The 14129-nt window shown below is 46.6% G+C and carries 9 protein-coding genes and 1 pseudogene; 2 read left to right on the top strand and 8 right to left on the bottom strand.

All coding sequences use genetic code 11. The features are described 5' to 3' along the window. Positions 1 to 45 precede the first annotated feature (45 nt). From DWZ67_RS20000 to DWZ67_RS19380, 8 genes and pseudogenes are all read right to left on the bottom strand, one after another. A complete protein-coding gene (locus DWZ67_RS20000; RefSeq protein ID WP_133302957.1) occupies positions 46 to 261 on the bottom strand; it encodes a PG0870-related protein in 216 nt (71 codons plus the stop codon). 321 nt (positions 262 to 582) lie between these two features. After that, on the bottom strand, positions 583 to 1602 hold the full coding sequence (locus tag DWZ67_RS19415) for an AAA family ATPase (protein ID WP_120139522.1): 1020 nt from the start codon (positions 1600 to 1602) through the stop codon (positions 583 to 585). 2 nt (positions 1603 to 1604) lie between these two features. Beyond that, on the bottom strand, positions 1605 to 1976 hold the full coding sequence (locus tag DWZ67_RS19410) for a helix-turn-helix domain-containing protein (protein WP_120139521.1): 372 nt from the start codon (positions 1974 to 1976) through the stop codon (positions 1605 to 1607). Between the two features lie 230 nt (positions 1977 to 2206). Beyond that, positions 2207 to 3052, bottom strand: coding sequence for a hypothetical protein (locus DWZ67_RS19405; RefSeq protein WP_120139520.1), 846 nt, complete (start codon positions 3050 to 3052; stop codon positions 2207 to 2209). A gap of 171 nt (positions 3053 to 3223) precedes the next feature. After that, on the bottom strand, positions 3224 to 4345 hold the full coding sequence (locus tag DWZ67_RS19400; protein ID WP_120139519.1) for a tyrosine-type recombinase/integrase: 1122 nt from the start codon (positions 4343 to 4345) through the stop codon (positions 3224 to 3226). A gap of 131 nt (positions 4346 to 4476) precedes the next feature. Further along, positions 4477 to 5424 carry a helix-turn-helix domain-containing protein gene (locus DWZ67_RS19395; protein ID WP_120139518.1) on the bottom strand — a complete coding sequence of 316 codons (948 nt, stop codon included), beginning with the start codon at positions 5422 to 5424 and terminating at the stop codon, positions 4477 to 4479. A 351-nt stretch (positions 5425 to 5775) separates the two neighbouring features. Then, positions 5776 to 7746 carry a BACON domain-containing protein gene (locus DWZ67_RS19385; RefSeq protein WP_243635194.1) on the bottom strand — a complete coding sequence of 657 codons (1971 nt, stop codon included), beginning with the start codon at positions 7744 to 7746 and terminating at the stop codon, positions 5776 to 5778. An 828-nt stretch (positions 7747 to 8574) separates the two neighbouring features. After that, positions 8575 to 9531, bottom strand: a pseudogene (locus DWZ67_RS19380) (ATP-binding protein); the annotation flags it as partial. Between the two features lie 390 nt (positions 9532 to 9921). Between DWZ67_RS19380 and DWZ67_RS19375 the strand changes: the two are divergent. Both DWZ67_RS19375 and DWZ67_RS19370 read left to right on the top strand, forming a co-directional pair. After that, positions 9922 to 13269, top strand: a complete 3348-nt coding sequence (locus DWZ67_RS19375; protein WP_120139516.1) for a DUF2723 domain-containing protein — start codon at positions 9922 to 9924, stop codon at positions 13267 to 13269. A 146-nt stretch (positions 13270 to 13415) separates the two neighbouring features. Beyond that, positions 13416 to 14072 (top strand): polysaccharide deacetylase family protein, encoded by a 657-nt coding sequence (locus DWZ67_RS19370; RefSeq protein WP_005831030.1) that lies wholly within the window; start codon positions 13416 to 13418, stop codon positions 14070 to 14072. The last annotated feature ends 57 nt before the right edge of the window (positions 14073 to 14129 follow it).

Genomic DNA, 14129 nt, shown 5'->3' with positions numbered 1-14129 from the left:
GGGGCACTTTTTAAATGTTGTTCCGGGTCCCTTTTCAAGTGTTAGCTACACCTCGATTACTTCCCGGTCGGGATGGTCTCTAAAAAAGTCCTTCGGTGGGTAGTGATAGCCACATTCACTTTCATGGTCGCACCTGCCCACGGATTTGTCCAGCGGTTGCCCATCCTCGTCCACATAATAGGTGAAGCATTTAGGCTTTCCGCATTTTGGGCACGTGTGTCGGCTGTCCCGATTCCTGTATTTCTCTAATTGATATGCCATATCTCATAACGTTTTATACTTTTATCAAGATTCCTTGTCCTCGTGTCCCATTTTTATGTCCCGTTCCGGGTAGGATGGTCGGGACAGTGGGACAGGTGGGACACCCCGGGACAGCACACGAAAAACAAGATTATCGGTTTACACATCATTCTTGTGTTTTTCAGTTCCATCATAGACAAATAGGTGTGTCTAAAACAGAGATTCGGCAAGTGTCCCATATTGTCTCACCCGTTCCACGTTGTCCCATGTGTCCCTTTCCGTCCTTAGTGTCCTGTCGCCCCATAGGGGAAAAAGGTGGGACACCGGGACATCCTGTGCTGTTCATGACTTGCAGTACCTTTCGACCGTGGTCTTGGATATGCCGAGCTTCTCGCCAATCTCACGGTAGGACATCCCTTGCGAATGAAGCGACCGGGCATCACTCTTCATCCTGTTCCGCTCTTCTTCCGTAATCTCTTTGAGGTGTGCGGATTCGGTCGCGTGACCGAGCGTGATAAACCGCAGAAAGTCATCCGCTTTCTCAATGGTACAAACAATCACATTGTTGCCTCCATACTCGAAGTTGCCGTACCTCACTTTGAGTTGCTTGATGTATCGCAGGTTCTCGTCCTTCGCACTCTTGCCTATGGCAAATACACTGTCAAAGAAGTTGTAGAGTTTCTTGCTCCCGGCAAGATCGTTCTGTGTTATCGGCATATTCAGTTGCCGTTTGGGGGTATGAGCCAATATCAAAATGGATAGCTCATGTTTGCGTTTCAGGTCCATCAGCCTTGACATCAACCGTCCGGCATCCTCGCCCTTTTCAGAAGTCATGCAGAGATAGGACAGGTTGTCTATGATGAGAATCTTGCAACCCATATCCACGGACAACTTTTCAATCTCCATAATCAAAGTGTTCTCGAAATCGTCTTGTGGGCAGAGGCAGTCCCTTGAAATCTCCACCCGGTACAGGTCTTCCGGGAAGCGGTGGCATTGCCCTATGGTCTCATTGGTGTAGCGTAACTGGAACTGCTTGTCCGAAAGCTCGAAGTCAAAGTAGAGTACTTTGTGTGTTTCCGCAATTTCAGCCGCAATCTGGACAGCATAGATGGACTTTCCAAGATTGCTGTCAGCAAACAGGCAGCATACCTCACCCTGATACCATAGCGTAAGCCACAACGGGACTGGGTTCGGGCGGTTGGCAGCTTCCTGAATGGTGAGGTTGGCGGTCTTGACAGAGAACATACCGCTTTGTGTCGGCACGTTCTCTGCCTGTTGTCTTTGGCTTTCCAGTTCCGCACCGATGGCAGCTATCGCATTGAAAGGCTGTCGCGTGGTTTCGTTCTTTTCTTCCATTTCCATAACTACCAGTTTCTATTAGCAGGTTTACGTCTGTTGGAAGCAAGGACAGCCGCATTTTCTTCTTCAACGGTCAGCGGCACCGGGTTCTTGCGGTTACACTCCAGCCATTTGTCTAACTCATCCTGATAGAGGACATACCGTTTACCCGGCTTGGTGGCAGGAATGGTGCCGTTCCCCAATTTCATGTAAAGGGTGCGCAGCGGTATTTTCAAATATTCGGCGGCATCTTCCACCGACATGGGGCGGTGTGTGTTCTCCTTACGTACCGTATTCCCCTTTTGCAGACAGGCAAGCATCTGTCTCATGCCGATAACCTCATCCCGAAGCTCGGCCACGACCTGTGGAAGGTCGTTAAATGTGATTACGTTTTCCATATTTATAAAATGTTTGATGCCGCAAAGGAATACTATGATATACCTGTGATTCAATTTATTGACGGTAATCGTAGAATAATCGTAATATCAAGGAAAGACGGGAAGTGCAAGTAGTCTAAAAAGTCTTGCAACTGGAGGATAACGGCAACCATTTACACGTAATGGCATACAACGGAAAAGGGAAGCCCAAGACGGACTTCCCTATATGAAGTGTAAAAATGATGTGATTTTTAGACGTGGAAACTATTGTCTCCGATTTGCTTGGGCCTGTCAATCTTGATGTGTCCCTTGTTGGGGTCACAGGTCAGGCTTCTGGCCAGTGATTCGGTTTCCACAGCCAACAGTTCTTTATGGAACAGGCTCTTGATGAATCCTGCTTGAACCATTACCGAATATCCGTTCTCAAATCCGAGCCGTACACCGATATTCCAGATAAAATGTTTGAAGTCCGCTGTCTTCAACCTGTCTTTCGGGCTGGAAATCTGTTTGAGTGTGATGCTTTGAGGTGTATATAAGGGGTTGCTGCACCACGCTTCAATCTCTCCGCAGAGAAGAATCAGATTCTCTTCCGTGGTGAAAGGTGCCATCTTCCGTTTGACGTAATCAAGGATAGACTTGACAAACGGCTGCCGGATGTCCTGCTGTTTTTGTTCAAAGTCTGCACAATAGGTTTGATATTCTTCATTGGTTATAACGGGAACAGATTCTGTTGCGGCTGCAATGGTAGCCGTTTCCAGTTCCGGCTCGGTTTCGGGCAAAAGCGTATCTGTCTTGTTCTCTATTGCCAATATCTCGCTGACAACAGGTTCGTTTATCTTTGTCTGCCTTGACCTCCTCTTGGTCATCAAAGTACCAAGTTCAACCAAGTCCGCCAGCAGGTATTGGCACACTGCGAGATACAACAGCCATAACAGCCCATTGCAGCCAAAAAAGGAAATGGTCTTTACAAAGGCATCGCCTCCAAAATCCGCACTGATTCGGGTGGAAACCATCAAAGAGAAGGCAAGCATGACTATGCCGGGCAAGCCATAGAAAAGGCAGTTCTCCGTGTTGATAATTGTGTTCTGATTTTTCATCCTCTTACTTGTTATTGCGCCTTGTCGGCGGTTGTTCTCCACAAAGTTACAACGGGATTCTTGATGATGCCAAAACAATGTACAGATAATGGCAATTATTTACGACTAATTAGTATTTAAGACACATATCATACTTAGAATCATACTCTAATCGGATAGATGACAGCGTTTTTACTCAGTCGCACGTTTCAGCGTGATGCGGTTTGCAGCCTCTTTCTTCCTGCTGTTTATGCTGTCAAGATAGCACTGGGTAGTGGTGAGGTTCTTGTGTCCGACAAGAGCCTGTACGGTTCGAGGATCCGTTCCGGCTTCCAGTTGCAGCGAACAGAAAGTGTGCCTTGACCCATGATAGGTGATATCTTTGGTAATGCCTGCCGCTTTCATCCATCTTTTGAACGGAGCCTGTGTCATGCTGTCCTTGAACTCGGGAAATATCAACCCCTCCCTGTTTCCGTCAATCAGTTGCAGGGCTTCCTCACCGATAGGGTTGTGGACGATTTCCTGAGTCTTTTGCATACGGGTGGTAAGATAGAGCGTGCCGTCCGCTTCTGGCTGTATCATTTCCCAAGAGAATGTTTTTACATCGCTCTTCCTCAATCCGGTCAGACAGGAGAACAGGAAAGCGGTTTTCAGAACGGGTATCTCGCAAGGCGTTTCCGCCACTCTGATAAGTTCTTCCGCAGACAATCCAACCTTGTCGGACGGGATAGTTTTCACTCGTTCCAAATACGGACAGGGGTTCTCCTTTATCTTCTTGTCACGGTGGGCGGTGTGGAGCGTTCCTAAGAAAGCCGACCAGTAACTGGCTATGGTGTTGGTATGCAACTTCCTGTTGGTGTGGACTACCTGATGAGTGGAACGGAGATATTCAAGAAACTTGTTGCACAGTTCCACGCTCACCTCCCCAAAGGTACATTTGCCTCCCACAAAACGCTCGAAGTGCAGGAATGCCTGTTCGTAACGGGAGTTCTTCTTGCGTGCGTAGGTACGGAAGTAGTCAATGAAGCTACCGTTCAGCTTGTTCTTGTCAAAGAAGTCGTAACGCTCGTTGACGATTTCCTCATATCTTCGGCAACGGAGGGCTTCCGCCTTTTCCGTCAGCCGTGCGTTGTAGTCCTTTTCCCGTTGTGTCTTGGGATGGGCATAGATGTAGATGCCGAGCGATTCGTGGCGCATCACCTTATTGGTGGCCTCGTCACGGAAGCCGGGATAGTAGTCGAGGAAAAAGGACAGCATCTTGCCGCCTCTGATTTTCCGTGTGTAAAGGTTCACGGTCTTGCAAATGTTTGCCATAATCTTTCTTTGTTATTGATGGATATTACTCGGTGGAGACTTTCTCCACGCTGCAAAGGAATGGAATGATGTGCCGTTGGTGGCAGATAATGACGGTAATTGACCAATAATCGGTCAATAATAATCATCGGTCACAATCCTTTGGCGGCTCTTTCTGCCATTACACGCTCTATGTCCGCTTTGAGGAGCAGGTTTTTGACACCGACCTTATGCTTTTCGATTTTGTGTACCTTGGTGATATGATGGATGTTCGCCTTGGAGAGTCCGTATTTTTCAGACACGTACTCCACGGTACAATAACGATCATCCTCCATCAGGTCTGTTTGGCGCAGCTCATCAAGGTGTGTCTTGGAATAGTAGAGGATTCCGTATTCCTTTTTTGTTGGGATGCTGTGGCGGTAAGCATAGGCGTGGATGGCAGTCGGCTTCATGCCGTACACCTCAAACACCTGTTCCGTGGTGAGCCATTCCGTGATGGCGGCAATGTCAACGGTTAGCCCGAGGCATTCCTCCACATGGCTTTTGCTGTAATAGTTTTTTCCGGCAATCTTGCAGATAGGGATTTGGTTGCGCTTGGCTGTGGTATAAAGCCAAGACTGCTTCACTTTATAAGTGGAGAGGACTTCCTCACCGGAAATATAAGAGAGGATTTCTTCGGGAGCCGGAGCGTTGGTTTGAGACTTCTTATCGGTTTCCTTTTGATTGGTAGAAGTGGCTCTCTTTGGTCGGATATCGGGTATCACCCTGTTATAAGGGTTGTCCTCCAGCATCCTTTCTATATCTGCTCTGCGTATGAATGCCATGCGGCTACTGATGCGTGAAGCCCGTAGTCTGCCTTGTGCCACGAGCTTATAAATGTACTGGCGCGAACATCCCATTAGGATGGCAGCCTTTGAAAAGGTGAGATACTCCTGACGCTGTATCTCTAAAACAGGTTCTACGGCATTGAGCAAATCCTGCTGTCGCTTCTTCTTCGCTTTCTTGGCTTCATCGGCGCAATGCACGGAGCAATACTTCTGCATACCACTGTTGGCTATGAATGTCCTGCCACAGAATGCACATTTCTTGGTTGCTTTCATTCTTCCCTTTGTTTGATGTTGAACACTCTTTTCTGTGTATTCCATCAGGGAGTGAACGGAAGTCAATCATTGTCACCTGTTGTCAACCGGGTAAATATCTGTGGCAGTCTTCGTATTTCGTCCTGCCGCTTGTCACTCCTTGTGAACTGTTGTAAACCGATGTCAACGGACTGCGATTTTATGGCAACAAAAAAGTCCCGTACATTCACCGCGATAGAAATACGTTACAAAAATATGCGGAAAATGACGGAACACCAAATATGAACTGCGAAGTGTTAAATTTAAAACAGTGTTGATATTCAATGGTTTAATTATAGACAATACTCGTTGCTTGCAGGTGGTTACACCTATCTAAATACAATCATAAAAAGCATATTCATTTATTTCTTTTACTGTATTAGGTATATTAATAATTTTCTTTCCTGCGGCAGGATAATAGATTAAGGTTTCCTGCTTTTTATCACACAGCATACCATCTATCGAAGCATACCAACGATTCTCTGAATCAACATTGATTGAAACCAATTTATAACAGCGATTGAATGCCAATTTATCAATAAAAGAAACGTTCCTAGGTATATTTACAGAAATCAAACTGCATGCGCTAAAAGATTCCCAACCAATACTTCTACAGTCATCTGGAATGGAAATATTTTCTAATTTTTCTGAAAAGAAAAATGCTTGAGCTTCTATTTTCTTTGTATTAAAAGGTAAATATATAGAAATGAGATTAGTGTGAGAAAAACAACCTCCAGGAATTATATTATCTATATTTACACTACTACCATATTGAGAATAATTTGTTCCACCCGAACAGATAGTAGCTTGAGCAATATCCAATTCTCTTAATTGCCCTAATGTTGGATTTCCGTAATAATCTATTCCAGCCATCTCGCGAATAAGACGCAAATCAGTACCATTTATAAAACCACTTATCTCCAGATGAGTTATTAAGTTCGCCTCCACATTTAATAATTTCTTTAGTGTACCTGCTTTTTCAACATACACCTTAACATGTTTTTCTTCTATTTGTTTTGCTTCTTGAATAATCCGAATAGTATCAGCTAAAGTACTCTCTATAGAAGTAAAAACAATGTTTCCAACTCTAGATTTTACTTCTGAATTTTCTTCAATATGAAAAAAGAGCCTATCTTGTTTAAAACTTTTAGTTACTACATTTTGCACTAACTTTATCCATTGAGAGTTTTCTTCATCAATATGTATATTATAATTGACATTAGTTTCTACTGATATTTCTATAGTCTCTCCTTTTGCTGTAATATCGTATTCCTTTTGCGACAACAATATCGCATCTTTCTGCACCTGGACAATCTTCAACGTATCTGCCACAGATTTATCATTCCTATCATAATAGATGATTTCAGCTTCCCTCTTGTCATAAGTTTCATTAGGAGTAACAGTATAATAAAGCGTATGGCTGGAAACACTTCTCGTTACGGTTGTGGTAATCCAATCTACCTGCGGCATTTTCACATCAAAGTCAAAATTGCTGTTCAGTTCTACGGTAATTTGTTCTCCTTTATCAGAAACGGTATATTCATTCTTAGTCAACAATAAAATGCCTCCTCCTGTCTGATACACCTTCAAGACTTCCTCCAATTCACCGCTTCGGAAGATGATTTCTCCTTCGCGCTTGTCATATTCCTCGCTCTTGCTGATGTAAAACTTCCGCATAGTTCTATCCATGTCAGTTCTTGTAGCAGATTCGTGCATTTGATTATGTCCTTTGTCGCCCATAATTATTTGCCCGGAGCCAGAACCTTCACGTATCCAGCTTTGATATTGCTCTGGAATAACAACTTCATAAGTAACATTTGCCTTTACCTCCACCTGGATTTCTCCTCCGTTCTTATCTACTTCAAACTTTGCAGTAGTCAGAGTGATGGCATCTTTCTGTTTCTGCGTTACTACGATACTCTTAGTCAAATCACCGGCTGCCAAGTTCAATACCACGTTACGGTCATCGACTCCTTCATTTCTTATTACTTTAACTAAGACTTGGTTTTCTCCGGCTTTTCCCTTATTGGGGAACACCGTACACCAGCTGACATCACCGCCTGACTGTGAAACATTTATCGACCAATCTTTATTGGTTGTAAAAGAAAGAATCGCTTCGCCACTATCCGAAGTGAAATCCAAGCTTTTGGTAAAGTAAATCTCACTATCAGGGTTAGGGATAATCTCTGCCGGAGCATCATCATCCGAACAACTACTCAAAGCGGTCAACAGGCACAAGACTGCCATTGAGTACAACAAACGCACATAGATGGAACTTTTAGAATTCACTTTAAATAGAATCATAACCAGATAATATTAGTCCTCGCGTTCCTCCGAGAATATAAAAAAAGACAGCGTGGAACTGCATGCTATTCATCGTCTTTGAAGGTCCTGAGAAAACCCGATACACCAATGAACAGACAGCAGACCCACGCCGAAACCAGCGCAGGAGCAATCCATGCCATTCTTGTGTATCATTGATGAATTTCTCAGGTTCTCAAAGACAAGAATGAAGCACAACGCTTCTTACAATATCATTTCACAAAACATTGAAGCTAAGGACACTTCCTTGCTTCGATGGCAAATTTAACGATAAAGAATGAAAACAAGAAAAAGATTGGAAAGTATTTTTAAGGCTGATGCCTACAGAAGATAAATATGATTTTGTCATTCTGACACTTTGTATTTTCTATCGCACGAGAATCCCGTATTTCCGGTCTATTATCCACGCAGCAGTAAATATGAGAGCAAAAATCTGTAAGTATCAGGTTATAAGCATTATACCAAAACGAACATCCTTCCAATAAATCGGAATCACCTCTCCGAAAGCCCGGATACACCGAAAAGGCAGAAGCAAAAGAACGTTTTACTAAAACAGAGTAACCGTTTTACTAAAACGCAATACCCCTTTTAGTAAAAAGCAATCACCCTTTTAGCTTAAAGGTGTAGCCAATTTCTGCATAAAAGCCCTACAAAAGCGGAAGAATATGCAAGAAGAACGCATCTTTATGACCCCAATATCCACAATATATCCTAAATTCGTCCTTCTGCCCAACCATGTGCGGCAGAGAAATCTACAGAAACATTACTTTTTGTCAAAAATATAAGGATATTACTGCCTTTCAGCACCTTTTACAACAACCCATGCAGTTCCCACGCCCGCACATGCCGTATTCCTTCATTGGATGGCAGACAGAAATCATCAAGCGAAACAACCAGTTTCTCATAATTATCTTGTATCGACTCCAACGAAGCATACTCACGACGCATCGTCTGCTCGTCAACCAACATATAAGTGAATTGCAGATAAACCGTGCGGTCGCCTTTCCGTGCCACGAAATCCACTTCCTTCTCTTTGGCACATCCGGTATAGACATCATAGCCTGCCCTGAGTAACTCCAGATAGACAAGATTCTCCAGTTTATAACCCACACCATAGGCTGTTCCGGGATAGAGGAAATTCTTAAAGGCAAGGTCGTTGATGTAATATTTCGCCGTACCGGACAGTATTTCCTTTCCGCGCAAGTCAAAGCGTTCACAACGATACGCCAAGAACGAGTCTTCGATATAGCCTATGTAGGCAGCCACGGCATCATAGCTCGTCTTCCGGCCCTGGCTCTTGAAATAGTTCACGATGTTGCCGATGGACACTAAATTAGAGGCATTGCCTACAAGAAACGCAAAAAGGTCCTCAAGCAGTCGGGGGTCACGTATGCTGTAGCGTTGGATGATGTCCTTCAGCAAGATGGTGTCCTTCAAGGCAGACAAGTAATTGCGCTGCACCTCCTGCTTTTCGGGCAAGACAAAAAGTTCCGGGATTCCGCCCGTATTCATATAGCCCATATAGCTCTCACGGTTCTGTTCCAGATGCCTTATCTCTGTATACTCCTGATAGCTGAAGGGATATACCGGAAATTGGACGTATCGCCCCGAAAGCAGCGTGGCAAGCTCACCGGACAGCATCCGTGAGTTGGAGCCGCTGATAAAGAGCTCGTACTCCTCGGTATAGTCCTGCGAATAAGAATTGACCGACTTTTCCCATTCTTCGATGAGCTGCACTTCGTCGATGAAAATATAAATCTCCTCTTGTCCAGAGATTGTACTTCCTAAGTATATCCATTCTTTCGTTCATAACCTAAAAAGTTTGCGAAAAAGGCTAGATTTTCGGTTATAAACGAAAGATTCATTTAGACAAGCAAGGAGGATATTTCCTTTCCGCATCCCCCTTTATCGGCCGGATATTCCCTCTATAGAATCATCATTGTTGCATCTATATATCCACCGCGTTGCATCTATACTTCCACCGTGCTGCATCTATAGATGCAGCAAATCCCTTAACCTATCCTAATAATGCTGCTTATTGTCACCTATTTAGAAGCGAAATCATTATATTTGCGCCCATATATGCCAATACGTTGACTAAGCGATGGCAAAACAGCTTGTAAAAAACAAAACTGAATAATAACGAATTTCATCTGAATGAAACAGTACAAAACCGTAAACAACCTTGTAGGCTGGATTACCTTCCTCATTGCAGCGACGGTCTACTGCATGACCATCGAACCTACTGCAAGCTTTTGGGACTGCCCGGAGTTCATCACCACCGGCTATAAGCTGGAAGTAGGACACCCGCCCGGCGCACCGTTCTTCATGCTGGTAGCCAACCTATTCTCACAATTTGCTTCCGATGCCTCCACCGTTGCCAAGATGGTGAACTACATGAGCGCGCTGATGAGCGGCGCATGTATCCTGTTCCTTTTCTGGAGCATCACGCACCTGGTACGCAAACTTGTGGTGACAGACGAAAACAATATCACACGCGGACAGATGGTCACCATCATGGGTAGCGGTCTGGTGGGCGCACTTGCCTACACGTTCAGCGATACCTTCTGGTTCAGCGCTGTGGAAGGCGAGGTGTATGCCTTCTCCTCACTGTTCACTGCCGTCGTATTCTGGCTCATACTGAAGTGGGAAGACGTCGCCAACGAGCCTCACAGTGACCGCTGGCTGATTCTCATCGCCTACCTGACCGGTCTGAGTATCGGCGTGCACTTGCTGAACCTGCTCTGCCTGCCCGCCATCGTACTGGTATACTACTACAAGAAAGTACCCAACGCCAATGCCCGAGGCTCCCTGCTGGCATTGCTCGCTTCGGGCATACTGGTAGCAGCCGTACTCTACGGCATCGTGCCGGGTATCGTGAAAGTGGGCGGCTGGTTCGAACTGCTCTTCGTCAACACGCTGGGCATGTCCTTCAACACGGGTGTCATCGTATATATCATCCTGTTGGCAGCCTGCCTCATCTGGGGTATCTACGAAAGCTATACCGAACGCAACAAGGCACGTATGGCACTCTCGTTCATACTCACCATCACCATGCTGGGTATCCCGTTCTACGGACACGGTACCAGCTCGGTAGTTATCGGTGTCATTGTCATTGCCGCATTGTGGCTCTACCTCCGTCCGAAGACGCAGGCAGCCGTCAAAGAGAAATTCCGCGTATCGGCACGCACGCTGAACACCTCGCTGCTCTGCACCATGATGATTGTCATCGGATATTCCTCGTATGCACTTATCGTCATCCGCTCCACCGCCAACACGCCGATGGACCAGAACTCTCCGGAGGACATCTTCACACTGGGCGAATACCTGGGACGCGAGCAGTATGGCACACGCCCGCTGTTCTATGGTCCTGCCTTCTCCTCGCAAGTGGCGCTGGACGTGAAAGACGGTTATTGCGAGCCGCGCATCAAGTACAACGGCACGAAGTTCATCCGCAAGGAGAAAGCCACGCCCGACGAAAAGGATTCGTACATCGAAATCCCCGGACGCATTGAGTACGAATATGCCCAGAACATGCTGTTCCCGCGTATGTACAGCAGTGCCCATACACAACAATACCATGCCTGGCAGGACATCAAGGGTTACGATGTGCCCTATGACAAATGCGGCAACATGATTATGGTAAACATGCCCACACAGTGGGAAAACATCAAGTTCTTCTTCTCCTACCAGCTCAACTGGATGTACTGGCGCTACTTCATGTGGAACTTTGCCGGACGCCAGAACGACATACAAGGCAGCGGAGAAATTGAACACGGCAACTGGATTACCGGTATCCCGTTCATCGACAACTGGCTGGTGGGCGACCAGAGCCTCTTGCCTCAGGAACTGAAAGACAACAAGGGACACAACGTATTCTACTGCCTGCCGCTGTTGCTGGGTATCATCGGCCTGCTGTGGCAAGCCTACCGCGGACAGAAAGGCATCCAGCAATTCTGGGTGGTCTTCTTCCTCTTCTTCATGACCGGTATTGCCATCGTGCTCTACCTGAACCAGACTCCGAGCCAACCGCGCGAACGTGACTATGCCTACGCCGGTTCGTTCTACGCCTTCGCCATCTGGATTGGTATGGGTGTGGCAGGACTCGTCCGTCTGCTTCAAGACTATGCCAAGATGAAGGAACTGCCTGCTGCCTCCATCGTTTCCGTAGCTTGCCTCTTTGTCCCCGTGCAGATGGCAAGCCAGACTTGGGACGACCACGACCGCAGCGACCGCTACATGGCACGTGACTTCGGCCAGAACTACCTGATGTCCCTGCAAGAAAGCGGCAACCCAATTATCTATACCAACGGTGACAACGATACCTTCCCCCTCTGGTACAACCAGGAGACCGAAGGTTTCCGTACCGACGCCCGCACCTGCAACCTCTCGTACCTGCAGACCGATTGGTACATCGACCAGATGAAGCGCCCCGCCTACGACAGTCCTTCGCTGCCCATCACGTGGGACCGTATGGAGTACGTGGAAGGCACCAACGAATATATTCCTATCCAACCGGAATACAAAAAGAGTATCAACCAGCTCTATGCCGAAGCCGAGAAGCAGGCACTGGACGGCAATCCCGAAGCGCTGGTCAATGTGAAGAAGGAATTCGGAGACAACCCCTACGAACTCAAGAACATCCTGAAGCACTGGATACGTGCGCCCAAAGACAATGACCTGAAGGTGATTCCTACCGACAGCATCGTCATCAAGGTGGATAAGGAAGCCGTACGCCGCAGTGGTATGATGATACCGGGCGATTCAATCCCCGACTACATGCACATTTCGCTGAAAGGCAAACGCGCCCTCTACAAGAGCGAGTTGATGATGCTCGAAATGCTGAGCGAGGCCAACTGGGAACGCCCCATCTATATCGCTGTCAGCGTAGGCAGGGAGAACCAGCTGAACATGGAGAACCACTTCGTTCAGGAAGGTCTTGCCTATCGTTTCACTCCGTTCGACACCAGTAAGACGGGCGTGACAATAGACTCCGAAAAGATGTACGACAACCTGATGAACAAGTTCAAGTTCGGTGGCATCGACAAGCCGGGCATCTATATCGACGAGAACGCCATGCGCATGTGTCACTCTCACCGTCGCATCTTCTCCCAACTCGTGCAGCAGCTGATGCGTGAGGGCAAGAAAGACAAGGCAAAAGCCGCCCTGGACTATGCCGAAAAGATGATTCCCGCCTACAACGTGCCTTACGACTGGCAGAACGGTGCCGTACAGATGGCAGAAGCCTACTACCAACTGGGCGAAACCGCCAAGGCGGACGAGATAATGAAAGCCCTTGCTGACAAGGCTGTAGAGTACCTGACCTGGTATCTGAGCCTGGACGACAACCGCTTCATGATTTCTACCCGTGAGTTTGAATACCACTGGGCTGTACTCGATGCCGAGGTGAAGGCCATGAAGAAGTACAACTCCAAGCTCGCCGAAATCTACGAGCCGAAGGTGGAAGAACTGTATAATATGTATGTGGACAGAATGAAGGAGTGAGAATAAGGATTAGGGATTAAGGATTAAAGGATTAGGGATTAGCCTGTGCAGTTCATCACTAATCATTAATAACTAATCCTTAACCCCTAATCCTTAATCATTAACCCCTAATCCTTAAAATCCCTAATCCCTTAATCCTTAATCACGTGTTTATAGAACAACCTCCTGAGTTTTTTCGCAAACTATATCCCGGTGCAGTCTGGAGGATGGACCCCAATGAAAAAGCCGTTTATCTGACTTTCGACGATGGCCCTATCCCCGAAGTAACTCCCTGGGTGCTCGACCTGCTGGATAAGCACAACATCAAAGCCACCTTCTTCATGGTAGGTGACAACATACGGAAGCATCCGGACGAATTCCGGATGGTCGTTGAGCGTGGGCACCGCATCGGTAACCACACCTTCAACCATATCCGTGGATTTGAATACACGGCCAAGAATTATCTGGGAAATACCGAACAGGCGAAGATTTTCATGGAAATGGGTGGGGACATCAATTGCAATGTGGAGAAGGTTCTCTACCCTCTCTTGTTCCGCCCTCCCCACGGCCATATGTTCGCCAACCAGTATCTCACGCTGAAACGAACCTACAAGATTGTGATGTGGGACCTCGTGACCCGCGACTACAGCAAGAAGCTGCGCGGTCCGCAAGTGCTAGCCAACGTGATGCGCTACGCCCGCAACGGCTCCATCATCACCTTCCACGATTCCTTGAAATCCTGGTGCAACGGAAACCTGCAGTACGCATTGCCGCGCGCCATTGACTTCCTGAAGGAAGAGGGATATGAATTCAAAGTATTATAAACTTGAAACAGCAGAAAGTTACCAACATCTGCTGTCACAATAAATTCCACATAAAAT

The sequence above is a fragment of the Bacteroides sp. AF34-31BH genome, assembly GCF_003602795.1.
GTDB classification, from domain to species: domain Bacteria; phylum Bacteroidota; class Bacteroidia; order Bacteroidales; family Bacteroidaceae; genus Bacteroides; species Bacteroides uniformis.
This window is presented reverse-complemented; position numbering and strand designations above follow the sequence as displayed.

Excerpts from the sequence above, each read along its gene's own strand:
- DWZ67_RS20000 (WP_133302957.1), bottom strand. The coding sequence starts at position 261 with ATGGCATATCAATTAGAGAAATACAGGAATCGGGACAGCCGACACACG.
- DWZ67_RS19415 (WP_120139522.1), bottom strand. The coding sequence starts at position 1,602 with ATGGAAATGGAAGAAAAGAACGAAACCACGCGACAGCCTTTCAATGCG.
- DWZ67_RS19410 (WP_120139521.1), bottom strand. The coding sequence starts at position 1,976 with ATGGAAAACGTAATCACATTTAACGACCTTCCACAGGTCGTGGCCGAG.
- DWZ67_RS19405 (WP_120139520.1), bottom strand. The coding sequence starts at position 3,052 with ATGAAAAATCAGAACACAATTATCAACACGGAGAACTGCCTTTTCTAT.
- DWZ67_RS19400 (WP_120139519.1), bottom strand. The coding sequence starts at position 4,345 with ATGGCAAACATTTGCAAGACCGTGAACCTTTACACACGGAAAATCAGA.
- DWZ67_RS19395 (WP_120139518.1), bottom strand. The coding sequence starts at position 5,424 with ATGAAAGCAACCAAGAAATGTGCATTCTGTGGCAGGACATTCATAGCC.
- DWZ67_RS19385 (WP_243635194.1), bottom strand. The coding sequence starts at position 7,746 with ATGATTCTATTTAAAGTGAATTCTAAAAGTTCCATCTATGTGCGTTTG.
- DWZ67_RS19375 (WP_120139516.1), top strand. The coding sequence starts at position 9,922 with ATGAAACAGTACAAAACCGTAAACAACCTTGTAGGCTGGATTACCTTC.